Source organism: Cellulosimicrobium sp. CpK407 (assembly GCF_051844275.1).
GTDB lineage: Bacteria > Actinomycetota > Actinomycetes > Actinomycetales > Cellulomonadaceae > Cellulosimicrobium > Cellulosimicrobium cellulans_G.
In genome coordinates this window covers 1-25,319 of sequence record NZ_JBGNYC010000037.1, presented here as the reverse complement: position 1 = coordinate 25,319, position 25,319 = coordinate 1, and the positions used below count along the sequence as shown (strand labels likewise).

The 25,319-nt window shown below is 73.6% G+C and carries 13 protein-coding genes and 1 tRNA gene; 6 read left to right on the top strand and 8 right to left on the bottom strand.

Translation table 11 applies throughout. From position 1 onward, the window contains the following. Positions 1-61: 61 nt before the first annotated feature. On the bottom strand, positions 62-643 hold the full coding sequence (locus tag ABWU78_RS15160; RefSeq protein WP_439158861.1) for an NINE protein: 582 nt from the start codon (positions 641-643) through the stop codon (positions 62-64). An 87-nt stretch (positions 644-730) separates the two neighbouring features. Here ABWU78_RS15160 and ABWU78_RS15155 point away from each other — a divergent pair. Continuing rightward, a tRNA-Gly gene (locus ABWU78_RS15155) sits at positions 731-801 on the top strand. 144 nt (positions 802-945) lie between these two features. On the opposite strand, the gene ABWU78_RS15150 is transcribed toward ABWU78_RS15155, so the two are convergent. The 7 genes from ABWU78_RS15150 to ABWU78_RS15120 form a co-directional block, all read right to left on the bottom strand. Further along, a complete protein-coding gene (locus tag ABWU78_RS15150; protein WP_253052388.1) occupies positions 946-2,241 on the bottom strand; it encodes an AGE family epimerase/isomerase in 1,296 nt (431 codons plus the stop codon). Positions 2,242-2,392: 151 nt separating this feature from the next. Continuing rightward, positions 2,393-7,810: a GH92 family glycosyl hydrolase gene (locus ABWU78_RS15145; RefSeq protein WP_439158860.1), complete on the bottom strand. Its 5,418-nt coding sequence runs from the start codon at positions 7,808-7,810 to the stop codon at positions 2,393-2,395. A gap of 205 nt (positions 7,811-8,015) precedes the next feature. After that, a complete protein-coding gene (locus ABWU78_RS15140) occupies positions 8,016-9,155 on the bottom strand; it encodes a LacI family DNA-binding transcriptional regulator (RefSeq protein ID WP_353707414.1) in 1,140 nt (379 codons plus the stop codon). Then, positions 9,155-10,369, bottom strand: a complete 1,215-nt coding sequence (locus tag ABWU78_RS15135) for a sugar ABC transporter permease (protein ID WP_253052382.1) — start codon at positions 10,367-10,369, stop codon at positions 9,155-9,157. Before ABWU78_RS15135 ends, ABWU78_RS15140 begins: the two co-directional genes overlap by 1 nt. Continuing rightward, entirely contained in the window at positions 10,366-11,187 is an 822-nt protein-coding gene (locus tag ABWU78_RS15130) for an ATP-binding cassette domain-containing protein (protein WP_353707412.1), read from the bottom strand. Before ABWU78_RS15130 ends, ABWU78_RS15135 begins: the two co-directional genes overlap by 4 nt. After that, on the bottom strand, positions 11,184-12,317 hold the full coding sequence (locus tag ABWU78_RS15125) for a substrate-binding domain-containing protein (protein ID WP_253052378.1): 1,134 nt from the start codon (positions 12,315-12,317) through the stop codon (positions 11,184-11,186). The genes ABWU78_RS15130 and ABWU78_RS15125 overlap by 4 nt, the downstream gene beginning before the upstream one ends. Continuing rightward, the gene (locus ABWU78_RS15120) at positions 12,314-13,432 is read right to left on the bottom strand and encodes an ROK family transcriptional regulator (RefSeq protein WP_253052376.1); all 1,119 of its coding nucleotides are present in this window, start codon (positions 13,430-13,432) and stop codon (positions 12,314-12,316) included. Before ABWU78_RS15120 ends, ABWU78_RS15125 begins: the two co-directional genes overlap by 4 nt. Positions 13,433-13,804: 372 nt before the next feature. Here ABWU78_RS15120 and ABWU78_RS15115 point away from each other — a divergent pair, with 372 nt between their 5' ends. From ABWU78_RS15115 to ABWU78_RS15095, 5 genes are all read left to right on the top strand, one after another. Beyond that, a complete protein-coding gene (locus ABWU78_RS15115; protein ID WP_253052374.1) occupies positions 13,805-15,103 on the top strand; it encodes an ABC transporter substrate-binding protein in 1,299 nt (432 codons plus the stop codon). A gap of 140 nt (positions 15,104-15,243) precedes the next feature. After that, positions 15,244-16,146, top strand: coding sequence for a carbohydrate ABC transporter permease (locus ABWU78_RS15110; RefSeq protein WP_237841486.1), 903 nt, complete (start codon positions 15,244-15,246; stop codon positions 16,144-16,146). After that, positions 16,143-17,045: a carbohydrate ABC transporter permease gene (locus ABWU78_RS15105; RefSeq protein ID WP_253052372.1), complete on the top strand. Its 903-nt coding sequence runs from the start codon at positions 16,143-16,145 to the stop codon at positions 17,043-17,045. Before ABWU78_RS15110 ends, ABWU78_RS15105 begins: the two co-directional genes overlap by 4 nt. A gap of 190 nt (positions 17,046-17,235) precedes the next feature. Beyond that, entirely contained in the window at positions 17,236-20,958 is a 3,723-nt protein-coding gene (locus tag ABWU78_RS15100; protein ID WP_439158859.1) for a glycoside hydrolase family 97 catalytic domain-containing protein, read from the top strand. A gap of 332 nt (positions 20,959-21,290) precedes the next feature. Then, the gene (locus ABWU78_RS15095) at positions 21,291-25,268 is read left to right on the top strand and encodes a discoidin domain-containing protein (protein ID WP_439158858.1); all 3,978 of its coding nucleotides are present in this window, start codon (positions 21,291-21,293) and stop codon (positions 25,266-25,268) included. Positions 25,269-25,319 lie beyond the last annotated feature (51 nt).

Sequence of the window (25,319 nt, the reverse complement as noted above, 5' to 3'; positions counted from 1 at the left end):
ACCCTGGATCGCTCCCCGGGAACGCGTCGCCGTGGGGAACGGTCCAGGGTTCGGCGCGGCGTCAGGCGCGCAGCGGGCGGCCCGTCGAGTCGACCGAGTAGTAGCCCGTCTTCGAGGTCAGGTAGAGGATGCCCTCGACGAGGCCCCAGATCGCGATGACCGGCGCGGCGAAGCCGAACGACAGCACCGACACGAGCAGCATCGTCAGGCCGATGCCCGTGTAGCCGAGGTAGAACCGGTGGATGCCGAGGCTCCCGACGAGGATCCCGAGCAGGCCCGCGGCGAGCCGGGACTTGGCCTGGGGGTCGTACGCCGGGTCGAAGCCGGGCTGCCCGTACGGGCCGGGCTGCCCGTACCCCGGCTGCTGGCCGTAGCCCTGCTGGGGGTAGCCCTGCTGGGGCGCCGCACCGTAGGCCGCGCCCTGCGGCTGGCCGTACGCGTCGCCGTAGCCGGGCTGCTGGTCGTGGCCCGGCGCTGCGCCCGACGGCGTCGCCCCGCCCCCGTAGACCGGGTCGCCCGGGGCCGGGGTCCCCTGCGCGGGGTCGGGCTGCTGCTGGTACGGGTTCTCGGACAAGGCTGCTCCTCGGGCGGCGCGCGGCACGTCGGCGCGGTACTGGGTCGTGGTGCGGTCGGGTTCTGGCATCACCGGCGACGTCCGCTATGATCGGGGCGCGCGCTGGTTCGCCGAGGATCCTCCCAGAGGGCCCGGGGCGGACGCCACCGGCGCCGCGCGGGTGTAGTTCAATGGTAGAACTTCAGCTTCCCAAGCTGACAGCGCGGGTTCGATTCCCGTCACCCGCTCAGCGCTCGAGAGCCCCGCACCGGTCCGGTGCGGGGCTCTTGTCGTCGTTGTCCGGCAGAGGACGGCGCCGAGCCCGGGGTTGCTCCCCACGGCGACGGTGACGTGGGGAACGACCCCGGGCTCGGCGGTCTGGGGGTGGGCGATCAGCCCAGGATGCTGCCGGCGGCCTTGGCCGATGCGGCGAGCGAGCCCGTCAGGGGCAGGTCCGGGAGGATCACGGCCTGGGCGGCGTGGTAGACGTCGGGCTTGCCGACCCACGTGACGCCGTCGGGGCGGTTGGACGTGTCGAGCTCGTGGTGCCACGAGCCGCGCTCGGGGTCGACGAGGAACCTGTCGATCCACGCCCACCACCCCGCGGCGGCCTCGGCGAAGCGCGACTCCCCCGTGACCCGGCCGAGCACGTCGGCCGCGGCGACGGCCTCGGCCGCGACCCAGTGGTAGCGGCGCGGCTCGACGGGTACCCCGGACCAGTCGACGGTGTACACGAACCCGCCGCCGTGCTCGCCGTCCCAGCCGTCGGCGACGGCGCGGTCGAACAGCGCGACCGCGGCCTCGGTGCGCGCACCGGGCGTGCCGGCCGCGACGTCGACCTGCAGGACGAGGCGCGACCACTCGAGCCCGTGCCCCGGCGTCGACCCGTACGGCTTGAACGGGTCGCGCGGGCGGTCGGCGTTGTAGTCCGGCAGCGGGTTCCAGTCCGCGTCGAAGTGCTCGGGGATGCGCCACTCGTTCTCGCTCGCCCAGCCGATCACGCGGTCCGCGATCGACGCGGCGCGGCCGAGCCACTCGGCGTCGCCCGTCGCGTCGTGGGCCGCGAGCAGCGCCTCGACCGCGTGCATGTTGGCGTTGACCCCGCGGTACGCGTCGAGCGTGGTCCAGTCGCGCGACCACTCGTCCGCGTGCATCCGGGGCCCGGGCTCCCAGAACCGCTCGTCGAGCACGGCGAGCGCCGCGTCGAGCAGCTCGCGCGCGCCCTCGCGGCCCGCGATCGTCCCCGACGCCGCGGCGAGCACCACGAACGCGTGCGCGTACGCGCTCTTGGTGCCGTCGACCGCCCCCTCCTCCGTCGCGGCGAAGTCGCCGGGACGGGGGCCCGGACCGCGCGAGGACACCCAGCCGCCGTACTCCGCGTCGACGAGCACGCCCCGCAGACCCCGCAGCGCCTTGTCCGCGAGCTCGCCGGCGCCGGGCACGCCCAGCAAGGACGAGAAGGCGTAGACGTGCGCCATGCGCGACGTGATCCACGTGTGCACCGGCCGCGCGAGGTCGGGGACGTCGTCGTCGTCGAGCCACTGCGCGGCGCCGTCCGACCGCAGCGAGGCCGCGCCGAAGTACAGGAGGTCGGCGAGCTGGTCGCGCCGCCATGCCGTGAGGTCGGCCGTGGGGTCGACCCGGGGGGCCGCTGCGGGCGAGGGCTGCTCGGACGGGTGCTCGGTCATGTCTCGGTCCTTCTCGTGCTGGGAACGTGGTGCCGCACCGGGCGCGGTGCCGGTACGGCGCGGTGCCCCGGGACGATCATCCCGGGGCACCGCCGGTGGTGCATGCTCACCGTGCGCCCCGGAGACCGGGGCGCACGGTGGGCTCAGGGGCTCAGCCGCAGGTCACGGCCGCGTAGTCCGCCGTGATCGACGCCGTCACCCCCTGGTCTCCTCGGGTCGCCTCGACGGTGACCGTGCCGGCCTCGACCGACGTCACCCGCGTCGCGAACGACTGGTAGGCGTTGGCCCCCGGCGCGACGGCCGCGAACTCCTTGGTGCCGAACGGCGTGACGAGGCGGATCGCGACGGGCGCGTCCTCGCCGTTCTCGGCGCGGACCGCGACGTACGCCTTGCCGGCGAGGCAGCGCGTGCTCACGGTGACGTCGATCGCGAGCTGCGGCTGGCCCTCGGTCACGGTCACGGGGACCTCGACCACCTGGCTGGTCCAGCCGTCGTCGACCACGACGTACGCGGTGTACGTCCCGGCCGCCGCGTAGGCGTGCGCCCCGGAGACGGAGCCGTCCGCCACGGTGCCGGCCGCGACGTCGGAGCCGTCGCCCCACGTGACCGCCGCGCGGAGCTCGGCGCCCTCGCGGCCGCCGGTCACCTGGGCGAGCACGGCGTCCGCGGACTGCCCGACGGCGAGGGTCACGCCGTCCGCGGCCGTCACCTCGAGCGCGGGGTGCTCGGCGAACGTGCCGTCGTGCGCGACCGCGACCACGTGGATCCGGCCGTCGCGCGCGAGCTCGCCCGGCTGGTCCGGGAGCGTGAGGCTCACGGCCCGCTTGCCCTCGGGGAGCGTGATCGGCGCCGTCGCGAAGAACGCGGCAGGGGTGCCGGTCTGCGGGCTGCCGCCGCGCAGGCGGTTGTCCGTGACCGCGACGGGGATGTTGCCGAACACCGGGTTGCGCGCCGCGCCCGACCAGTCGCCGAAGCTCAGGTCGATGGGCTGCGACGAGCCGTCGTCGAAGGTCAGCACGCCCTGGGCCTGCTGGTTCTTCTCCGTGCCGGTGCCGATCACCGAGAGCTGCTCGGCGTCCGCGGGGACCTCGAGCTCGATGGTCTGGCCGTCGCCCGTCGCGTTGTCCGGCTGGCCGGCGGGGACCGCCGGGACGTCGAACGCGAGGTCCGTGCCGGGCACCGTCGAGCGCTGGCCCTGGACGAAGCCCTTCGCCGCGAGCTGGGCCCGGTCGAAGAAGACGCCCTGGCCGTCGCACGACCCGACGGTCGTGCCGAGGTCGCCGATGCAGACGTTGTCGTACGCCGCGAGCAGCGAGCCCTCGCGCAGGAGGGAGACGGAGACGTACGAGGTGGTCGAGACGGGCTCGATCCCCTCGCCCGAGACCGTGACGGTCACGGGGTAGACGCCCGGGGCGGTCCACGAGTGCGCGGCGTTCACCGCGTACCCGCCGAACGCACCGGCCTGGAGCGAGCCCGCGACGGGCTCGGAGCCGTCGCCGAACGCGACCTGCACGTCGAGCGCCGACGCGTCGCCCTCGACCCCGGTGAGGGTCGCGAACGAGCCCGAGACCTCGCGCCCGGTGACCGTGTCGCGGTCGGGCGCGGCCGAGAGCGTCAGCTCCTCGGCCCCGGAGGCCTTCGGATCGGCGAGGAGCTCGACCTCGGCGAGCGACAGCGCGCCCGAGCCCGAGGCCGCGGTGACGGTCACGCGGTACTGCGCGAACGCCGTCGGCTCCGCGACCGTGAACGGCCGCGTCTGCAGCGCCCAGCGGAACTGCTCGCCGGAGCGCTCGTCGAGGGTCGTCCAGGTCTCGCCGTCGTCGGAGCCCTCGAGGGTCCACGCGGACGGCGCCGCCGTCCCGCTCGCCCCGGAGGTCAGCGTGTACGACTCGACCGTCGGCCGGATGCCGTTGCCCGCCCACGTGATCGACGGGGTGGTCGTGGCGAACGTCGTGCGCGTGCCGGACGTGTTGTCCGTCAGGGCCGCGGCGCTCGTCGCCGCGTCGCCGTCCGCGACGGTCGTCGTGCCGAGGCCCGACGTCGTCGCGTCCTGGACCGGCGCCGGGGGCTCGTCGCCCTCGGTGAGCGACGGCGGCGCGTCGTCCTCGCCCGTGCCCCAGTCGGACGGCTCCGGACCCATGACGAAGTCCAGCGTCGCGCCGCCCGAGAGGTCGGCCTGGGAGAGCGACGTCGAGGTGCGGGCCTCGCCGTCCACCGCGAGGGACTGCACGTAGACGTTGTCCACCGAGTTGTTCTCGGCGTTGACCACGAGGTCGCCGTCCGGCAGGTGCACGGTGGCCTTGTCGAAGAGCGGCGAGCCGACCGCGTACTCGTCGGAGCCGACCTGGAGCGGGTAGAAGCCGAGCGAGGCGAAGATCCACCACGACGACATCTCGCCGTTGTCCTCGTCGCCCGGGTAGCCCTGGCCGATCTCGCTGCCCACGAACAGGCGGCGGGTGACCTCACGGACCTTCTCCTGGGCCTTCGAGGGCGCGCCCGCGGCGTCGTACAGCCACGGGATGTGGTGCGACACCTGGTTGCTCATGCCCCACATGCCCATGCGCACGTCGCGCGCCTCGCGCTGCTCGTGGATGCCGCCGTTGCCGGCGCCCTTCTCCGGGGTGGAGAAGAACAGGTCGAGCTTGTCCTCCAGGCCCTGCTTGCCGCCGTAGAGGTTGGCGAGACCCTGCGGGTCCTGCGGCGCGTGGAACGCGAAGTTCCAGCCGCTCGTCTCGGTGTACCCGCCGCCCCAGGCCTCAGGGTTGTAGGTCTCCGGGTCGACGGCCCACGTGCCGTCCGCGTGCCGCGGCACGAAGAAGTCCACCTCGGGGTCGAACAGCTCGACGTAGTGCGTGGCGCGCTCGAGGAAGTACGAGGACTCCTCGCGCAGCGTCTCGCGACGCTCGTCCGGCGTGGCCGGGTCCTCCGCGAGGGCGGCGGCCATGTTGCCGATGCCGAAGTCGTTGATCAGGCCCTCCAGGCCCCACGACACGGACTCGTGCGTGGACTCCGGCGTGAACCCGAGGAACGGCGACGTCTGGAGGCCCTTGCGGCCCACGGCGTTGTTCGGCGGCGCGACGGACGCGTTGCGCAGCGCGGCGTCGTACGCCTCGAGCGCGGTGGCCGTCGGGAGCGAGCCCTTGAGGTACGCGTCCGCGAACGCGACGTCGGAGCTCGTGCCCGTCATGAGGTCGGCGTAGCCCGGCGAGGACCAGCGCGCGACCCAGCCGCCGTCGCGGTACTGCTGGACGAACCCGTCGACCAGCTCGCCCGCGAGCTCCGGGTAGAGGAGCGAGTACGCCGGCCAGGCCGTGCGGTACGTGTCCCAGAACCCGTTGTTCACGTAGATCTTGCCGTCGACGATCTTCGCGTTCGTCTGCGTGTCCGTCGCGGAGCCCGTGGTCGCGGAGACCGGGCTCGCGTACTTGTACACCGGCGCCTGCGCCGTGCCCGTGTTCTCGAACTGCGAGTTCGGGTACAGGTTGAGGCGGTAGAGGTTGGAGTACAGCGTGACGAGCTGGTCCTCGCTCGCGCCCTCGACCTCGATGACGCCCAGGCGGTCGTTCCACGCCTGCGCGGCGGCGGCCTTGACCTCCGTGAAGGTCTTGCCCGTCACCTCCAGGTCGAGGTTCTTGCGCGCCTGGTCGAGGCTGATGAAGGAGGTCGCGACGCGCAGCTCGACCGTCTTGTCGGACGACGTGTCGAACGTCGCGAAGCGCGCGTCCGCACGGTTGCCCGCCGCCGTCCCGACCGCCGTCGGACTACGGTCGAAGGTGCCGGCGACGAACATGCGCGTACGGCCCACGGACAGGCCCGAGCCGTTCTCGACCCACCCGGAGAGCGTCCCCGTGGCCTGGTCGTACGTGAGCTTGGACGAGCCGTCCACCTTGTCCACGAGCACGTGGCCCGTGGCGCCGGGGTAGCTGAACCGGAGCACCGCGCCGTGGTCGGTGGGCGTCGCCTCGATGGCGGACCCGTTGGTGAACGTGACCCCGTAGTAGTCCGGACGCGCCAGCTCGTCGGCGTGGTCGAACTCGAGACCGCGCGTCGAGAGCGTGGCGTCGGGCGTCCCGGACGCCGTCGACGGGAGGAACGTGAGCTGGTTGCGGTCGCCCATCCACGGGCTCGGCTCGTGCGAGACGCCGAATCCCTGGAGCACGGGCTTGTTGTTGGCGTTGTTGGCCTTGTGGTACTCGTACAGCCAGCTCTGCGAGGAGGCGTTGGTGTAGGGCACCCAGAAGTTGAAGCCGTTGGGCGTCGCCGTCGCCGGGATGTTGTTCCCGCGCGAGAAGCTGCCCGACGCGAGCGTGCCGCGACGGGTGTCGACGTAGTTGGCGAGGCTCGAGCCGTCGATGGTCGCCGGGTTCGCGGTGATCGCGACGTCGTCGAGCCAGCCCGCGAACTTGGTGCCCGCGTGGCCGCCCGGGTTGTCGTAGCCGAGCAGCACCTGGTCGACGGTCTTGCCCGCGGCGACGTCGCCGAGGTCGATCCGCACGGAGTTCCACTGGTCGGCGTAGAGGATCTTGCCCTCGCCCTGGGCCTGCGCCGTCGCGACCGTCTCGTGCGCGTCGCGCGCGCCGAGGTCGGACAGGTAGGTGCCGTCGGTGAACAGCACGTCCACCGCCGCGTACGTGGACGGGTACTGCAGGTCGTCGAGCAGCTCGGGGAAGATCGTGTAGCTCAGGCGCGTGTCCTCGCCCACGACGACGTCGACGTCGTCGTAGAGCACGTTGGTCGCGTAGGTCTCGCCGTCGGCGAGGTGCGAGCCGTCGTACCGCAGCGAGTGCAGGCCCGAGAACCCGACGCCCGCCTTGTTGGTGAAGCTCACGCGGGGCCCGGTGCCGACCTTGGTGTTCATGGGCGCGGCGGAGGGGCCCGCGCTCAGGTCGTCCGAGAGGTCCCACCCGGCGAGCTGGACGATGGAGTCGCCCGAGTTCGCGGTCACGTTGAGGCGCAGGTAGGTGTACGCCTCGGTGGGCTCGTCGAGCTCGAAGCTGCGCGTCTGCTGCCGGTTCGGGAAGTCCTCGTCGGTGCGCTGGTCGAGGGGGGTCCACGTGGAGCCGTCGTTCGAGCCCTCGATCGTCCAGGTCTTCGGGTCGCGGCCCGCGGCGTCGTCGCCCGAGGTCATCGAGTAGGCGACGAACGAGACCGGCTCCGTGAACTCGTACCGGACCCAGCCGGTCGAGGCGAACGCGAGCCACTTGGTGCCGGAGCTGCCGTCCGCGAGGTTCGCGGCGCCCTCGTTCGGCAGGTTCTGGGCGCTCGCCGTGACGGCCTTGAGCTTCCCGAGCACGCTGCCGGGGAGGCCGCTCGTGAACGACCCGACGTTCGCCTGCCAGGGCGCGCCGTCGCGCTCGGCCACCGCGGAGGCGAGCGCTGCGGGGTCTCCCGACTCGAAGGACGACGAGAAGTCCCCGGGCTCGGCGGCGGCGGGGGCCGCCGTGAGGACGCCGACGGGGACTGCGAGAGGGACGGTGAGGGCCGCGGCGAGCGCGAGGCCGAGGGGCCTCGCGCGGCCGCTCCTGGAGCGCGCGGCGTCCGCGCGTCCGGGCGGGAGGGGTCTGGTCATGCTCGCGATCTCCTTCGATCATCTGACAGCGCTGTCAGGCTGCAGGGGTGCCCCTGACAACGCGCAGGGGGGAAGCGTTGTCAGGGGCAGCCCGAACTTATGCGCGGGCGACGGTCTTTGTCAACGCGGCCGAGGCCGCCGGGACCGGACGGGACGCTGCCGTCGTGCCCGGCGCCGCGGGCCCGGGCTCCCGGGCGCCGCGGGCCTAGGCACCCGGGCCGGAGACCTCGCCCGTGCCCCGCACGACGAGGCGCGTGGGCACCACGACGAGGCGCGGGGCCAGCTCCGGGTTCTCGGCCCGTGACACCGCGAGCGACGCAGCCTGGCGCCCCATCTCGACGACGTCGTACCCCACGACCGTCACGTTCAGCAGGTCCGCGAGCTCGAAGTCGTCGAAGCCGACGAGCGCGACGTCCGCCGCGCCGCCCGCGGACACGCGGTCCCGCAGCGCGTGGAGCGCACCGACCGTGATCTTGTTGTTCGCCGTGACGAACGCCGTCGGGGGCTCCGGGAGGGCCAGGAGCTCCGCGACGAACGCGCGCGCGAGATCGGCGTCGTGGGCACCGTCCCGCACGTACCGCGACGGGTCCTCGACGCCCGCGCCGCGCAGCGTCGCGACGAACTCGTCGCGACGCTCCTGGAACGTCCACAGGCGGGAGACGTCTCCCACGAGGGCGATCCGCCGGTGCCCGTGCGCGAGCAGGTGCGTGACGGCGTCGCGCACCCCGCCGCGGTTGTCGATGACGACGGTGTCCGCGTCGACGCCCTGCGCGGGCCGGTCGATGAAGACGACGGGCAGGCCGTCGTCGAGCTCGCGGCGCAGCGACGAGTGGTCCGTCGACGTGGGCGTCACGACGAGCGCGCCGACGCGGCGCTCGACGAGCGCCTCCGTGAGCGAGCGCTCGCGCTCGGGCTCCTCGTCGGAGCTCGTCGTGATGAGCTGGAGCCCGTGGTGACGCAGCTCGCGCTCGATCCCGCTCGCGAGCGCGGAGTAGAACGGGTTCGCGAGGTCGCCGGTGACGAAGCCGACGAGCCGCGAGGAGCCACCGCGCGCCAGGTCGGCCGCCACCGCGTTGCGGCGGAAACCGAGCCGCTGCGCGGCCTCCTGCACCTTGGCCCGCGTCTGCGGCGCCACGTTGGGCTCGTCGTTGAGGACGCGCGACGCCGTCTTGAGGCTCACGCCGGCGACCTCCGCGACGGCCGCGAGGGTCGGCCGTCGGCCTCCGCGCCCTGCGTGCGGGCGTGCCGCCGTCTCCGTCGGGGTGCCCGTCACGGCACCCCGCGCCGTCGCCGCGCTCCCGCCCGGCGGGAGCGCGCCCGTGCTCTCCCCCTGCATCACCATCATCAGACCTCCCGTCGACCGCGGATGAGCATGTCGACGACGATAGCGAGCAGGAGCACCGCTCCGGTCACGATGTATCGCGTCGCCGTGTCGAGGTTGAGCAGCGTCAGACCGTTGGCGATCGACTGGATGACCAGCACGCCGAGCAGCGCGGACCATGCGCTCCCGCGTCCGCCGAACAGGCTCGTCCCGCCGATGACCGCCGCGGCGATCGCCGTGAGGTAGGTGTCGGCGGCGCCGGTGCCCTGGTTCGCGGCGGCGAGACGCCCGGCCGCGAGGATGCCGCCCAGTGCGGCGAACGTGGAGCAGGCGACGAAGCACGAGACGACGGTCCGCCGCACCGCGACGCCCGCGAGGAGCGCGGAGCGTCGGTTCCCACCGACGGCGCGCACCGACCGTCCCCAGCGCGTGCGGCGGAGCAGGACGTCCACCACCACGACGAGCGCGACGAACAGCACGACCGTGTAGCCGATCCCGCGCGCGGTCCCCAGGTACGCGACCGAGCCGACGAGGACCGCGGCGAGCACGGCGGTGCGGACCGCGATCCGGCCCAGGCCCGGGCTCGGCAGCTCCGCGCGCACGCGACGCAGGTGGTCGACGACGCGCAGCGCGGCGTATCCGACCACCACCACGACCACGAGGACCCAGGCGGCGGCCGGCGCGAGGAAGCCCTGCTGCACGGTGCGCACGAGCCAGGACTCGAACGGGATGTTGATCGAGCCCGAGGGACCGAGCACCCGCAGCTGCACGCCCGCGAGGACGAGCAGCCCGGCCAGGGTGAAGACGAACGACGCGAGCCCGAGGCGCGTGGACAGCATCCCGTACCCCAGGCCGACCACGACGCCCACGGCGAGCGCCGCGAGGATCGCGAGCCCGACGGGCCAGTCCAGGTTCACGGTCCCGACCGCCAGCACCGCCGCGGCGAGCCCGCTCACGGAGCCGACGGACAGGTCGATCTGACCGACCAGCAGCACGAGCACGACCCCGAGCGCGATGATCCCCGTGGGCGCGCTCTGGAGCGTGAGGTTGACGAGGTTCTCCGCCGAGAGGAACGCCGGGTTGATCGCGCCGAGCACGACCCAGATGAGCAGGAGCGCGCCGACGATCGGGAGCATGCCGAGGTGGGCGCCGCGCAGCTGCCGGACGACGCTCCCGGACAGCGCGCCGGTCGACGAGCGGTCGAGCGCCGCGCCCGAGGTGCGGCCGGGGACGCTCATCGGTGCACCGCCCCGGTGCCGCCGGAGCGCCGCTCGCGCGGCTCGCGCCCGGGGCCGGTCGGGGGCCGGGTGGCGCCCCCCGACCGCGCGGGCCGGACGGCGCCCGTCATCGCGGCGAGCAGGTCCTCGTAGGACGTGTCGCCCGCGAACTCGCCGTGCACGCGCCCGAGCCGCAGCACGACGATGCGGTCGGCGACGGCCTGCAGGTCGCCCGCCTGGTGGCTGATGAGCACGACGGCGTGGCCGCGCTCGCGCAGCTTCTCGATGAGGTTGAGCACCTCGGCCGTCTGCCGGACGCCGAGGGCCGCCGTCGGCTCGTCGAGGACGAGCACGCGCGGTGCGCCCAGCAGCGCCCGCGCGACGGCCACGACCTGCCGCTGCCCGCCGGACAGCGTGCGCACGGGCTGCCGCACGGACGGGACGGTCGCGGCGAGCTGGTCGAGCAGGCCCCAGGCCTCGCGCTCCATGGCGATCTCGTCGAGGAACGGGCCGCGCAGCGTCTCCTGCCCGAGGAACACGTTCTCGACGACGTCGAGGTCGTCGACGAGGGCGAGCTGCTGGAACACCGCCGCGATGCCGTGCGCGCGCGCCGCCGCGGGCGAGTCGAGGACGACGGGCGCGCCGTCGAGCAGGACCTCTCCCGCGTCGGGCCGGAACGCGCCCGCGACGACGCCCGCGAGGGTCGACTTGCCGGCGCCGTTGTCGCCCACGACGGCGAGCACCTCGTGCTCGTGCACGTCGACGTCCACGTCGACGAGCGCGCGGACGCCGCCGAAGTTCTTGGAGACGCCGCGCAGCGACAGGACGGGGGCGCTCACGGGGCGACCTCCAGGAGCCCCGCCTCGACGCACGCGTCGACGTAGTACGAGGTGCAGATCTCGTCGACGGTGTAGACCCCGCCGTCGACGATGACGCGCTGCACGTCGTCGATCCCGACCGCGCGCGGCGCGAGGAGGAGGCTCGGGACGCCGTCGATGACGGCGGTCGCGCGGGGGTCCTCGCCGCGGAGCACGCGCACGGCGAGCTCGGCCGCCGTGCGCGCCTGCTGGGCGGTCGCCTTGTACACGGTCATGTACTGGTCGCCGGACACGACGCGCTGGACCGCCGCGAGCTCGCCGTCCTGTCCCGTGGTCGGCGGGACGGGGTCGAGGCCGGCGGCCTTCATCGCCGCGATCGCGCCGCCCGCGATGCCGTCGCTCGCCGCGAACACGCCGTCGACGCGGCCGCTGTACTGCGTGAGCTGCCCCTCGACCCACTCGGTCGCCTTGTCGGGGCTCCAGTCGGGGGTGTCGTACTCGGCGAGCACGTCGATGTCCTCTCCCTCGAGCGCGCGGTGGGCGCCGGCGGCGAGCTCCGCGGCGTTCGGGTCGGTCGGCGAGCCCTGCACGAGCAGGACGCCCGGCCGCCGGCCCTGCGCCGGCGGGTCCTGCTCGGCGCGGTCGAGGACCGCGCCCACGAGCGCCTCCCCCATGAGGTACCCGATGAGCTCGTTGTCGAACGAGACGTAGTAGTTCGCACCCTCGACGAAGCGATCGTAGGCGATGACCGGCACCCCGAGCCGCTGTGCCTCCGCGACGATGCTCACCGCGGCGACCGCGTCGACCGCGTCGAGGACCAGCACGTCGGCACCGCGCGCGAGCATGGACTCGGCCTGCTGCTGCTGGTTCGCGGCGTCCTGGGCGGCGTTGGCGTACAGGACCTCGCACGTGGGGCAGCGGCGCTCGACGACGCCGACGAAGGTCGGGCGGTCGGTGGTCTCGTAGCGCGCGGTCTTCGCCTCGGGCAGCAGGAGCCCGATGGTCCCCTCCGACGGCCCGGTCGGCTCCTCGGGCGCGGCGCAGCCGGCGAGCGCGAGCAGTGCGACGACGACGGCCGCCAGGGCGCCGGTCACGGCGGTCCGGGCCCGACGGCGGGTCGGCCCCGTGCGCGCGGCGGTCGCCCCGGTCATGCGCTCACCCCCAGCGACCCGCTGACGCGTGCGAGGTCGAGCGCGACGGCGAGCGCCCCGCGCACCTCGGCGGCGGACCCGAGCTCGGACGCGACCACCTCGACGGGGCCGGCGGTGCTCGGCACGGTCCGCTGCTCGAGCGCCGTGCGCAGCGGCCCGAGCAGGGCCTCCCCCGCGTCGGCGAGCTGTCCCCCGACGACGACGATCTCGGGGTCGACCAGGTTGCACAGGTTGGCGGCCGCGACGCCGAGGTGCTGGCCGGCGTCGAACAGGACGCGGCGGCACCCGGGGTCGCCCTCCTGGGCGCGCGCGATGACGTCGCGCAGGGTGAGGGGGCCGCGGCTCTCGGAGAGCATGGACAGCAGCACCCCGGCACCGACGTACATCTCGAGACAGCCCCGGTTGCCGCACCGGCACACCGGGCCGTTCTCGTCGATGGTGACGTGGCCGATCTCGCCCGCGACGCCCGCGCGCCCGTGCACGACCCGCCCCCCGAGCACCAGCCCTCCGCCCACGCCGTGGGAGACCCGCAGGTACGCGACGGCGTCGTGCCCGACGGCGGCCCCGAACCGGGTCTCGGCGAGCGCGCCGAGGTTGGCGTCGTTGTCCACGGTCACGGGCGCGCCGAGCTCGGCCTCCAGCACCTCGGGCACCACGACGCCGTCCCAGCCGCGCATCATGCCGACCGTCGCGATGCGCCCCGCGCGCACGTCGACGGGCGCGGGCACGCCGACGCCGACGGCGAGGAGCTCGTCAGGTGCGGCGTCGACGGACGCGACCATCTCCTCGACGAGCAGGGCGGCGCGCTGCAGCCCGGTGTCCGCGCGGTGGTCGGGGGCCAGGGGCATGCGCTGGTCCGCGAGGACGCGCATGGACGCGTCGGCGAGCGCGACGCGCATGGACCGGGTGCCGAAGTGGACGCCGGCGACGAGCCCGAGGTTGCGCGCGAGCGTGACCTGGAGCGCGCGGCGGCCGCTGCGCGTGGACGGCGAGGTGTGCAGGACGCCCGCGCCGGTGAGCTCCTTGACGATGTTGGAGACGGTGGCCGGGGACAGGCCGGTGACGCCGGCCAGCTCGATCTGCGTGAGGGAGCCACGCTGCTGGACGGCGCTCACGATCCGAGCTCGGTTGGCCTCACGCAGTGAAGTCTGCGAGCCCGGGGTCACCCGGTCAGCGCGCACGCAGGTCAGAATACCGCCGGGGCACTCCCGTCCAGGTGGGACAGGCCGGGCGTGGACGCTGAGCCGATCTTCTGAACGAACTGGACAGCGCTGTCATCCTAGGCCAGACTCGACAGAACCGCTGGTTGCGTGCAGGACCTGACGCGAAGATCACGATTCGGCGACACTTGCGTTCATTTCTTGACATCAAGCCACACCGGGTCGTTGTATGGGCAGCGGGTTCGAGGGCGCGCCGGTGCGCCCGGCCGATGAGACGTGGTCGTCTCGCCGGTCCCCCACGACCGAAGAAGGCGTAGGGAAATCACGATGCGAATCGATCGCAGGACGAGCGCGACGGTGGCGACGGCCGCCCTCGTGGGTCTCGCACTCGCCGCGTGCAGCGGCGGTGGTTCCGGTGACGGGGGCACCGGGGACGGAGGCGCTTCGGGGGGCGGCGACGAGGTCGAGGTGTTCACCTGGTGGGCCGCGGGCTCCGAGAAGGCGGGTCTCGACGCGCTGGTCGGCGTGTTCAACGAGCAGCACCCCGACGTGGAGTTCATCAACGGCGCGGTCGCCGGCGGCGCCGGCTCGGCCGCGAAGGACCTCCTCCAGTCCCGCCTGCAGGCGCAGGACCCGCCGGACACGTTCCAGGCGCACGCCGGTGCCGAGCTGCAGGACTACATCGACGCCGCGCAGATCGAGGACGTCTCGTCGCTGTACGACGAGTTCGGCCTCAACGACGTCTTCCCGGCCGACCTCGTCGACCGCCTCAAGTCCGACGACGGCGCGATCTACTCGATCCCGTCGAACATCCACCGCGCGAACGTCGTGTGGGCCAACCCGACGGTCCTCGAGGCCAACGGCGTCGACCCGGCGGCGACCTACGCGGACCTGGACGCCTGGATGGCGGACCTCGACAAGCTCAAGGCCGCGGGCGTCACGCCGCTGTCGGTCGCGACGACCTGGACCCAGGTCAACCTGCTCGAGACCGTGCTCCTCGCGGACCTCGGCGCCGAGGGCTACAACGGCCTGTGGGACGGCTCGACCGACTGGGAGGGCGCCGAGGTCACGGCCGCCCTCGAGGACTTCGAGAAGCTCATGAGCTACACCAACACCGACCGCGACGGGCTCGACTGGCCCGAGGCGACCCAGATGGTGATCGACGGCAACGCCGCGTTCAACGTCATGGGCGACTGGGCCGTCGCGGCGTTCGAGGAGCAGGGCAAGACGCTCGGCACCGACTTCACCGCGTTCCCGGTCCCGGGCACGGACGGCGTGTTCGACTTCCTCGCCGACTCGTTCACCCTCCCGGTGGGTGCGCCGCACCCCGACGGCGCCAAGGCGTGGCTCGAGACCGTCGGCTCGCTCGAGGGCCAGGTCGCGTTCAACAAGGCCAAGGGCTCCATCCCGGCCCGCACCGACGCCGACCCGTCGGAGTTCTCGGAGTACCAGCAGACGGCGATCGAGTCGTTCGGCAACGACACGATCGTGTCCTCGCTGGCGCACGGCGCCGCCGCGCCGGTCGCGACGCTCAACGCGATCTCCGACGCGACGAGCAAGTTCACGTCCGGTGGGTCCGACCTCGCGACCTACCAGTCCGAGCTCGCTGCCGCCGCACAGGGCTGACACCGCTCCACCGGAGCCGCCGCGCGTCGTCGGGAACCTCCCGTCGGCGCGCGGCGGACCCGCGCGACCGGAACGCGTCCCCGGGACACCGGGCGCCCCCCCTGCGCCGCGTCCCACACCCACGACCGGGAAGACCCACCATGCTCAAGTCACTGCGACGAGCCGGCCCCGCGCTGCTGATGCTCGCCCCCTCGCTGATCCTCGTCGGCGTGTTCGTGTACGGACTCATCGGCGCGAACTTCCAGACCTCGATCACGGACAACCACACCGCTGCGCAGGCCACGGGACAGAAGCCGTCCGTGGTGGTCTGGTTCGAGAACTACGTCGACCTGCTCGGCAGCGAGGCGTTCCAGCACTCGCTGAAGAACCTCGTCCTCTACACGGTGGTGTTCCTCGCCGGCACGCTCGTCATGGGCTTCCTCTGGGCGTGGATGATGGACAAGCCCGTCAAGGGCGAGGGCCTGTTCCGCTCGGTCTACCTGTTCCCCTTCGCCGTGTCGTTCGTCGCCTCCGGCGTCGTGTGGCGCTGGCTCCTCAACTCGAACCAGGACGCGCAGGCGAGCGGGCTCAACCGGCTGTTCCAGATCATCGGGCTCGACTTCCTCCAGAACAACTGGTGGAACAACGTCACCTGGGGCATCACGGCCATCGCGATCCCGGCGATCTGGCAGCTCTCCGGCTACGTCATGGCGCTCTTCCTCGCCGGGTTCCGCGGCATCCCCGACGAGCTGCGCGAGGCCGCCCGCATGGACGGCGCCAGCGAGTGGAAGCTCTACCGCCACGTGCTCTTCCCGCAGCTCTCGCCGGTGGCGCTCTCCGCGCTCATCATCATCGGCCACATGTCGCTCAAGTCGTTCGACCTCATCATGTCGATCTCGAAGCCGGCGAACTACCAGACCAAGGTGCCGGCCGTCGACATGTACGTGTTCAAGTCGAGCTTCGACTACGCGAACGCCGCGGCGGTCGGCTCGATCCTGCTGATCATCGTGGCCGTCGTCATCGTGCCCTACCTGGTCCGCACCAACCGTCAGGAGAAGCGATGACCGACGTCGTAGCCACCTCGGTGCCGGCACCGGACACCGCCGGGCGCCCGATCGACCTGCACCGCACGGTGCCCAAGAACCGTTTCTCCGTGGGTCGCACCCTCAAGTACGCCGCGCTGATCTTCTTCGTGATCATCGTGCTCATCCCGGTCTACGTGCTCCTCGTGACGAGCTTCAAGGGCACCGGCGACGCGTCGCCCGCTCGCGCGTGGTCGCTGCCGCAGGTGTGGACCCTCGAGAACTGGCAGACGGCATGGACCGCGCTGTCCCCCGCGATCCTGCGCACGCTGCAGATGGTCGTGCCGTCGGCGATCATCGCGGCCTTCCTCGGCTCGCTCAACGGGTTCGTGCTCTCGCGCTGGTCCTTCAAGGGCTCGAACCTGGTCTTCACCCTGATCCTGTTCGGGATGTTCATCCCCTACCAGGCCGTGATGATCCCGCTCAACCAGCTCGTGCTGGACCTGGGCATCCCCAGCGGCGTGCCGTCGCTGATCCTGCTGCACGTCGTGTACGGCATCCCGATCACGACGCTCATCTTCCGCAACTACTACATGACCGTGCCGCACGAGCTCATCGAGGCCGCGCGCGTCGACGGCGCCGGGATGTTCCGGACGTACTGGTCGATCATCCTGCCGATCTCGATCCCCAGCTTCGTGGTCGTGCTCATCTGGCAGTTCACCTCGTCGTGGAACGACTTCCTCTTCGCGGTGTTCTTCTCCTCGAGCCAGAACGGCCCCGTCACGCTCGCGCTGAACAACCTCGCGAACGGCGCGCTGCTGCAGAACTACGGCGTGTCCATGGCCGGTGCGCTCTTCGCGTCCCTGCCGACACTGCTGGTCTACATCATCCTCGGCAAGTACTTCATCGGCGGACTCATGTCCGGCTCGGTGAAGGGCTGACCTCCGGTCGAGCCGAGCACGCGGGGGGCGGGCGGGACCTGGTCGTACCGGGTCCGGCCCGCCCCTCCGTCGTACCACCACCCACCGCACGACGACGGGCGCGCACCCCGCGACCGCCGCGCCGCGCGGCACCCGCGCACGACCGCAGGCTGCCGTCGGCCCCCAGGACGACGACGTCTCAAGGAGCCTCGTGTACCACCACATGCCGCACCATCCCACCCCGCCCCCGCCGACCGCACGACGCCGCCGCGCCCGTCTGCTCTCCGGCGCCGCCCTCACGCTCGCGCTCGTCGCGCCCGTCGGCGCCGCGGCTCCCGCGCTCGCCGCACCGGAGGCGTCCGCCTCCTCGTCGGCCGTCGAGCCGCTCGACGGGCACGAGGTCTCGTCGCCCGACGGCAGCCTCGACCTCACGGTCGGCGTCGTCGACGGGCGCCTCACCTACGACGTCGTGCGGGACGGCACGACGACGGTCGTCGGCTCCTCCGGTCTCGGCCTCGTGCTGCGCTCTCCCGACGTCGACCTCACCTCCGGGATGACCGTCGAGTCGGTCGAGCGCGACGAGATCGACGAGACGTGGACACCCGCGTGGGGCACGAGCTCGTCGGTGCGCAACCACGCGAACGAGCTCACCGTGCACGCGCGCCACTCCTCCGGCCTGGCGCTGGACGTCGTGGTCCGCGTGTTCGACGACGGCGTCGGGTTCCGCTACGTCCTGCCTCACCAGGACGCGCTCGCGAGCGGCCCGTTCGTCGTGACGGCCGAGCGGACCGAGTTCGCGCTCCCGGCGGACCTCACCGCGTACTTCATCCGCGCCGGCACGGACTGGAACGCGGACGAGAAGCACTACAGGACCGCGCCTGTCGGCGACGTGCCCGACGCGCAGACGCCGCTCACGCTCTCCCGCGGCGACGACCTGTTCCTCGCCGTCCACGAGGCCGACCTCACGGACTACGCGAGCATGACGCTCGTCCGCGGCGCGACCCCCGGGACCCTGGTGAGCGAGCTCGTCGCGCTCCCGGACGGCACCAAGGCGGTGCTCGACGCGCGCGAGAAGAACGTCGTGACGCCCTGGCGTACGGTGCAGGTGGGCCGCGCGGCGGGCGACCTCGCCGAGTCGCACCTGGTCCAGAACCTCAACCCGCCGTGCGCCGTGTGCGACGTCGACTCGGACGGCGACGGCACCGCCGACACGACCGACTGGATCGAGGCGGGGACGTACACCGGCGTGTGGTGGGAGCTCCAGCGCCGCGACACGACGTGGACCGCAGGTGCCAAGCACGGCGCCACGACCGCGCGGATCAAGGACTACATCGACCTCGCGGCCGACGCGGGGGCCCGGTACGTGCTCGCCGAGGGCTGGAACACCAACGCCGGGGGCTCCTGGACCAACCAGGACTTCACGACGCCGATGCCCGACGTCGACCTCGACGAGGTGCTGCGCTACGGCGCCGAGAAGGGCGTCGGGTTCGTCGCGCACAACGAGACGCGCGGCTACGTCGACTACTACGACCAGAACCTCGAGCGCATCTTCTCCCAGTACGAGGAGTGGGGGATCCACGCGATCAAGACCGGCTACGCGACCCGCTTCCAGCTCGGCGGCGTCAACCGCAGCCACTACGACCAGGAGGCCGTGAAGCACTACCAGCGCGTCGTCGAGGCGGCGGCGCGGCACGGCATCTCCGTCAACGCGCACGAGGCGATCAAGCCCACGGGCAAGGACCGCACCTGGCCCAACATGATGACGGGCGAGGGCGTCGCGGGCATGGAGCAGCAGAACTACATGGGCGCGAACGGCAACCCGCCGGAGCAGGCGACCATCCTGCCGTTCACGCGCTGGATCGGCGGCCCGGCCGACTACACGCCGGGCGTGCTCGACGTGCTGTGGGACCCGGCGAAGCTCAACACGCGGGTGCAGACGACCACCACCACCCAGCTCGCGCTCTACACGACCTTCTACAGCCCGCTCCAGATGCTCGCGGACACGCCCGAGAACTACGCGAAGCACCCCGAGGCGTTCGAGTACCTGCGCGGGATGCCGGCGACGTGGGACGAGTCGCGCGTGGACGCGCAGATCGGCGACCACGTGACGACCGCCCGCCGCAGCGGCGACACCTGGTACGTGGGCGTCGTGACCGACGAGGTCGACCGCACGCTCGACGTCCCGCTGGACATGCTCGACGACGGCGTCACGTACGTCGCGGAGGTCTGGGCCGACGCCCAGGACGCGAGCTGGAAGGGCAACCCCACGGCGGTCGAGGTCACGCGGTCCCTCGTGACCTCCGACGACGTCCTCAGCGCGTCGCTCGTCGGGGCGGGCGGGCAGGCGGTCCGGCTCCGGCCCGCCACCGCGGAGGACCTCGCGGAGCTCACGCCGTACGAGCGCGCCCGTCTGGACCTCGTGGGGACGCCGACCGCGACGTTCGACCCGGCGACCGGGTCGGTCCACGTCACGGCCCAGGTCGCGAACGCGGGCACCACGGTCGCGGAGGCGCACCTGGTCCTCGACGGCGAGACGGTCGCGGGCACGACCGCGCGGGTCGGCGGCGGACAGACGCGCGAGCTCGCGTTCACCCTCGACGCGGCCGACGTGTCCTACACGGAGCACAACGAGCTCGCCGTCGCCGGGGCGGACGGCGCGCCGGGCGAGCCCGCCCGGGCGGCGCTCCTGCCGTACCCGGACGGCGCCGCCCTGGAGGCCCTGGTGGCCGCCGCTCGCACGGACGGCGACCTCGACCCCGCGACGGCGGCGCTGCTGACGACGCGGGTCGGTGCGCTCGTCGCGGCGGCGGCCGACGCCGACCTGGGCGCCGCCCAGGTCGCCGCGCAGAGCGTGCGGACGGTCCTGCTCACGCGCTCGACCGAGCAGGTCGGGGGAGGCGCGCTCGCGACGCTCGACACCGCGGTGGCGCCGTGGCTCGGCGAGCGGGTCGGGCTGCCGCGCGTGCTCGCCGACCTGCACGCGGCCGAGGAGGCGGGAGAGCTCACCGCGGGCGACGCCGCCGCCGCGAGGGCACCGCTGGCCGCCGCGGTCCGTGCCGCGACGCGCGACGACGACGCCGCCGTGGGCAGGGCCCTCGACCGGGCGGCCGCCGCGCTCGCCGCCCTGCCCGCCGGTCCCGCGGCCGAGGCCCTGGGCGGTCTCGTCGCGGCCCAGCGCGAGGAGCTCGTGCTCGAGGCCGAGGCCGGGACGCTGAGCGGGGGCGCGATCACGACGACCGAGCACCCCGGCTACACGGGCACGGGCTTCGTCCGCACCCTCAGCCGCGAGGGGGCGGCCTTCGCCGTGGACGTCGCGGGCGTCGCGCCGGGGACCACCTACGAGGTGAGCTTCCGCTACGCCAACGGCATGGTCGTCGCCCCCCTCGACCGCCAGCTCTCGCTCACGGTCGACGGCGTCTCGTCCGGCCCCGTCCCGTTCCCGAACCTCGGGCAGGACGCCGAACGGTGGCGTCGCTGGGGCTTCACGGAGCCGGTGCGCGTGACCGTGGGCGAGGGGACGACGCGCGTCGGCCTGCGCTACGAACGCAGCGACACGGGCAACGTGAACGTCGACCACGTGCGGCTCGTCCCCGACCGTGGCGTCGTCGTCGGGTCGTCCGGCGGCGTCGTCGGCACCGCCGCCGACGTGCGCGTCGAGGCGCAGGCGCGGTGCCTGGCCGGCAAGGCCTACGTGGCCCTGCGCGCGCTCAACGGCGAGGACGTCCCGGTCGGGCTCACGCTCGGCCTGGCGACCGCGTTCGGCGAGCGCACGGTCGCCGACGTCGTGCCCGGCGCGTCCGGCTACCAGTCGTTCGCGACGCGGGCGCGGGCCGTCGAGGCGACGACCGCGGTGGTCACCGCGCACGGCGAGCTCGGCGGAGAGCCCGTGGACGCGCAGGTGTCGGTCGACGTGCCCGCCGTCGACTGCGGCTGAGCGGACCGCCCGGTCGGCCGTCACGGCGGCCGACCGGGCGAAGTCCGCGGCGCTCCCTTCACTCCCGGGAGAACCCCGCCTATACTCGCTGTCGACAGCGCTGTCAGGTGGCCTCGCGTCACCGCGTGCGACGTCGCACCACCCGAGAGGAACGCACCGCGTGAGCATCCCCCGCCCCGCCTGAGCAGCTCCCCCGACCCGCGCGGGGGCGCCGGTCGTCCGACCCTGGACCGGCGCTCCCCGCGCGCACCGCACCACCTCCCACCCGCCCGCACCCGTACCACCCGCCCGAGCACCAGCACCGTTGCCGCTCGACGACGCCCGGAGGCCCCATGACCCGCCCGCCCGCCCCACCGCCCGGACGGCGCGCACGCCGCCGCGCCACCGCCGCCGTCTCGCTCGCGACCGCCGGGGCCCTGCTGCTCACCCCCGCGGTCGCGCAGGGAGCGCCCTCGGCCGCCTCCCCCGCAGCCGTGACGGCAGAGGTCGACCCCACGCCCGCGTTCGGCGCGCCCGACGCGACCGCGGCCGACTACTACGGCGCGCTGCTGCGCCACACCCGCTGGGTCGAGACCGTCTGGGACGAGTCCGCCGGGGTGTACCAGCTCAAGGACTTCAACTTCGCCGTCGTGCTGGGCAACGCCGTGCTCCTGACCCACGGCGAGTACGACGCCGAGCTCGCGGGCATCTCCGAGGAGACGCTCCGCGCGCACACGCTCGCCACGATCCGGCACTACGCCGCGAGCAACCGGTTCGTCGACCCGGCGGGCACGTGGGGCAAGAAGCTGTTCTGGGACTCGACGTTCCAGTCCTACTTCCTCGCGGCCGGGACGCTGCTGTGGGACGAGCTCGACGCGACGACGCAGGCCAACCTCACGACGATCGCGACCGGCCAGTCCACGTACACCGCCGACCTCGACTTCGGCAAGGACCCCCTCTCCGGGTCGTGGACCGCCGACTGGCCGACGGGCAAGTTCGAGGGCGACACGGCGCAGGAGGAGGTCGGCGTCTACACGCAGGCGCTCGCCCCCGGCCTCGCCTGGGCCCCCGACGACCCCGACGCGGCGCGCTGGGCCGAGCAGCTCGGCGACTGGGGCCGCAACGCGGCGGGGCAGCCGACCGCCGACCGCAACAACCCGGCCGTCGTCGCGGGCAAGCCCGTGTCGACGAACACCATGCAGACCATCCACGACACGTACCTCGTGGAGAACCACGGGTCGTTCGGCCCGCACTACCAGTCCGACATCTGGCGGTCCGGCGGGCGCAACGCGATCCACTTCCTCCTGCGTGACGAGCCGCTGCCGGAGATCCTCACGCACCAGCCCAACTCGGCGGAGCTGTGGGAGTCGATCAAGCTCGTCATGTCCGACGCGGGCGAGCCGTTCATGCCGATGGTCGCCGACCGCGAGTACCTCTACGGCCGCGACGCCATCCCGATGGCGTTCCTCGGCCAGGTGCTGCGCGACCCCGACGCCGCGCGCGCCGAGGCGAACCTCGCGGCCGCGCTCGCGGACTACCAGTCCTACGCCCCGGTCTACCGCCTCGCGAAGTTCTCCGGCGAGCCCAAGTACGAGCCGGAGGCGCGCGCCGAGATCGCCATCTCCTACCTGCTGCACGTCGAGGCCGCCGAGTCCCCCGAGGGCCCGGTCGAGCCGACGCCGCAGGACGCGTTCTTCGAGCGCCTCGCCGGGGTGCGCGACTTCGGCGCCGGCCCCGGGCTGACGGTCCAGCAGTCCGCGGACGCCTGGGCCGCGGCGTCGAGCCGCAAGGGCTTCGTGAAGTTCCCCTGGGTCCCGTCGCACGACTCGTGGCTCTTCCACGTCTCGGGCTCGACCCCCTACCTCTACCCCAGCACCGGCGCGGCCGTCGACGAGCGGCACGTGACGACGTACACCGGGCCGCGAGACGGCTTCGAGGGCACGTCGTCGGTGTTCCGGATCGGGACGGGGTACGCCGGCCAGGTCACGCTCCCGACCGGGGCCGCGGTCTACGCGTCGACCGGCGCGGGCACCGAGGACGCGAGCCTGTCCGTCCGCAACCTCGACATGAACGGGTACTCCGGCCTCGACGGGTCGCGCACCTACACGACCGCCGAGGGCGAGACCACCGCGACGCTCCCGGTGACGCGCCCCGCCGACCCCGCGGACGCCAAGGCCGCGCGCGTGGACGACCTCACCTTCGTGCCCGTCACCGCGCGGTACGTGCGGCTCCTCGGACAGCAGGGCCACCCGCAGTACGGCTACTCGATGTTCGCGTTCCACGCGTACGGCGCGGACGAGGGGTCGGCGACCGACCTCGCGGCCGGCAAGGTCGCGACCGCGTCCAGCGAGGACGCCGCGAACGGCCGTACCGCGGCCCGCGTGACCGACGGCAACGCGTCGACCCGCTGGGCCGTCGCGGTCGGCGAGCGCACCCGCCCCGACTCGTGGATCCAGGTGGACCTCGGCGAGGAGACGACCGTGGGCGGCGTGCGGTTCGCGTGGGAGGCGAGCGCGGGAGCGCGGTACCTCGTCCAGACGTCGACCGACGGCCAGACCTGGACGACGGCCACGGCCTACGGCAAGGCCCCGGCGGACGTGAACGTCGCGCGCCTCGACACCGTCGACCTCACCCCGGAGGGCGCGGACGAGCCCGCGCCGGTCACGACGCGCTACGTCCGCATGCAGGGCGTGCGCGGGGACGCGGCGTACGGCTACTCGCTCTACCACCTGCGCGCGTTCTCCCCGACCGGCACGGACGTCGCGGCGGGCAAGCCGGCCACGGCGTCGAGCGCCAACGGCTCCAACCCCGCGAGCGCCGTCACCGACGGCTCGGCCACGACCCGCTGGGCCGTCGCGGTCGCGGACCGCACGAAGCCCGACTCATGGATCCAGGTCGACCTCGGCGCCCCGGCCGAGGTCAGCCAGGTCCAGCTCGGCTGGGAGGTCGCCGCGGGCCAGGAGTACCGCGTGCAGACGTCGCTCGACGGCCGGACCTGGCACGACGCCGCGTCGTTCCGGTACACCGGCGACCAGGTGCTCAGCAGCGACGGCGACTGGCTCAACGTCGAGGGCGAGGCCGGGTTCGTCGTGCGCGGCTCCGACGCGCCGGTGACGGTGTCGCGCGCGACCGACACGCGGCACGTCGTCCGGCTCACGGACGGCGCGACCGGCCCCCGGCTCGTGGAGATGGTCCCGGGCGACGCCGCGGCGACCGCCGCGCAGGCCGGGGCCCGCGTGCCCACGGCCGCCGACCCGGCGGTGCTCGTGAGCGCCGTCGACGGCTACGTCGTGGCGTTCAACCTCACGGGCGCGGACGTCGCCACGACGCTCACCGTCCCGCACGACGGCGGGGCCGTCCCCGTCTACGCGGGCACGCAGACGGTCGGCGCGGACGCCTCGACGCTCGACGTCACCGTCCCCGCGGGCGACGCGGTCGTCCTCGCACCCCGCGCGACGGTCGCCGCGCACGGCGGAGCGACCCCGGCCGGGGTCACCGTCGCCGTCGACGACGCCCGGTCGTTCCGCGTGAGCGGCGACGGGACGCCGGTCGAGCTCCGCCACGCCGAGACGGGAGCGACCCGCACGGTCGGGGCGACGCCGTCCGGCACGCGCGTCACCTTCCGGGACGCGACCCCGTTCCCGGTCGCCGACCACGCGCTGAGCACCCTCACGTTCCCCGCGTCGGTGCTGCCCGACGGCATGACGTCGCCGTCGCTCGCCGTCGACGGCGACGCCACCACGGCGTGGGTCCCCGGTCCGGACGGCCGCATGGTCACCGACCTGGGCGCACCGCGCGAGATCGGCACCGTCGTCGCCGCCTGGGAGCGGGGCGGGGCGCCGGAGTCGGTCGTGTCCGTGAGCGACGACGGCCTGACGTTCACCGACGTCGGCACCCTCGGCGCAGGGGACGTCCGCGGCACGCTCGCCGTCGACCGCACGGCGCGGTACGTCGCGCTGAGCACGTCGTGGCAGGACGGCGACCCGGGGCTCACCGCGCTGCGGGTGCTCGCGCCCGGCGCGGCGGACCCGACGTCTCCGGCAGCAGTCGCCGTCACCGCGACGGCCGAGGTCCGGTGCCTCGGCGGCAAGCCGTACGTCGCCGTGCGGGTCGTGAACGACGACGACGCGCGCCTCGACGTCGAGGTCGCCACGCCGTGGGGCTCGAAGAGCTTCCCCTCGGTGGCCCCCGGCAAGAACGCGTACCAGTCGTTCGCCGTCCGCGGCGACGCCACGGACGGTCCCGTGAGCGTCACGGCCGCGCCGTCGGACGACGCCGACGAGCGCGAGACCGTCGCGACGCCGGAGCACGGCCGACCGACCTGCGGCTGACCCCCGGCCGCCCGCGGCCGACCCCGGCCGACCTCGGCCGACCCACCCCGA

What these genes read in the sequence shown, in the direction of transcription:
- ABWU78_RS15160 (WP_439158861.1), bottom strand. Translation starts at nt 643, where the DNA reads ATGCCAGAACCCGACCGCACCACGACCCAGTACCGCGCCGACGTGCCG.
- ABWU78_RS15150 (WP_253052388.1), bottom strand. Translation starts at nt 2,241, where the DNA reads ATGACCGAGCACCCGTCCGAGCAGCCCTCGCCCGCAGCGGCCCCCCGG.
- ABWU78_RS15145 (WP_439158860.1), bottom strand. Translation starts at nt 7,810, where the DNA reads ATGACCAGACCCCTCCCGCCCGGACGCGCGGACGCCGCGCGCTCCAGG.
- ABWU78_RS15140 (WP_353707414.1), bottom strand. Translation starts at nt 9,155, where the DNA reads ATGATGGTGATGCAGGGGGAGAGCACGGGCGCGCTCCCGCCGGGCGGG.
- ABWU78_RS15135 (WP_253052382.1), bottom strand. Translation starts at nt 10,369, where the DNA reads ATGAGCGTCCCCGGCCGCACCTCGGGCGCGGCGCTCGACCGCTCGTCG.
- ABWU78_RS15125 (WP_253052378.1), bottom strand. Translation starts at nt 12,317, where the DNA reads ATGACCGGGGCGACCGCCGCGCGCACGGGGCCGACCCGCCGTCGGGCC.
- ABWU78_RS15115 (WP_253052374.1), top strand. Translation starts at nt 13,805, where the DNA reads ATGCGAATCGATCGCAGGACGAGCGCGACGGTGGCGACGGCCGCCCTC.
- ABWU78_RS15110 (WP_237841486.1), top strand. Translation starts at nt 15,244, where the DNA reads ATGCTCAAGTCACTGCGACGAGCCGGCCCCGCGCTGCTGATGCTCGCC.
- ABWU78_RS15105 (WP_253052372.1), top strand. Translation starts at nt 16,143, where the DNA reads ATGACCGACGTCGTAGCCACCTCGGTGCCGGCACCGGACACCGCCGGG.
- ABWU78_RS15095 (WP_439158858.1), top strand. Translation starts at nt 21,291, where the DNA reads ATGACCCGCCCGCCCGCCCCACCGCCCGGACGGCGCGCACGCCGCCGC.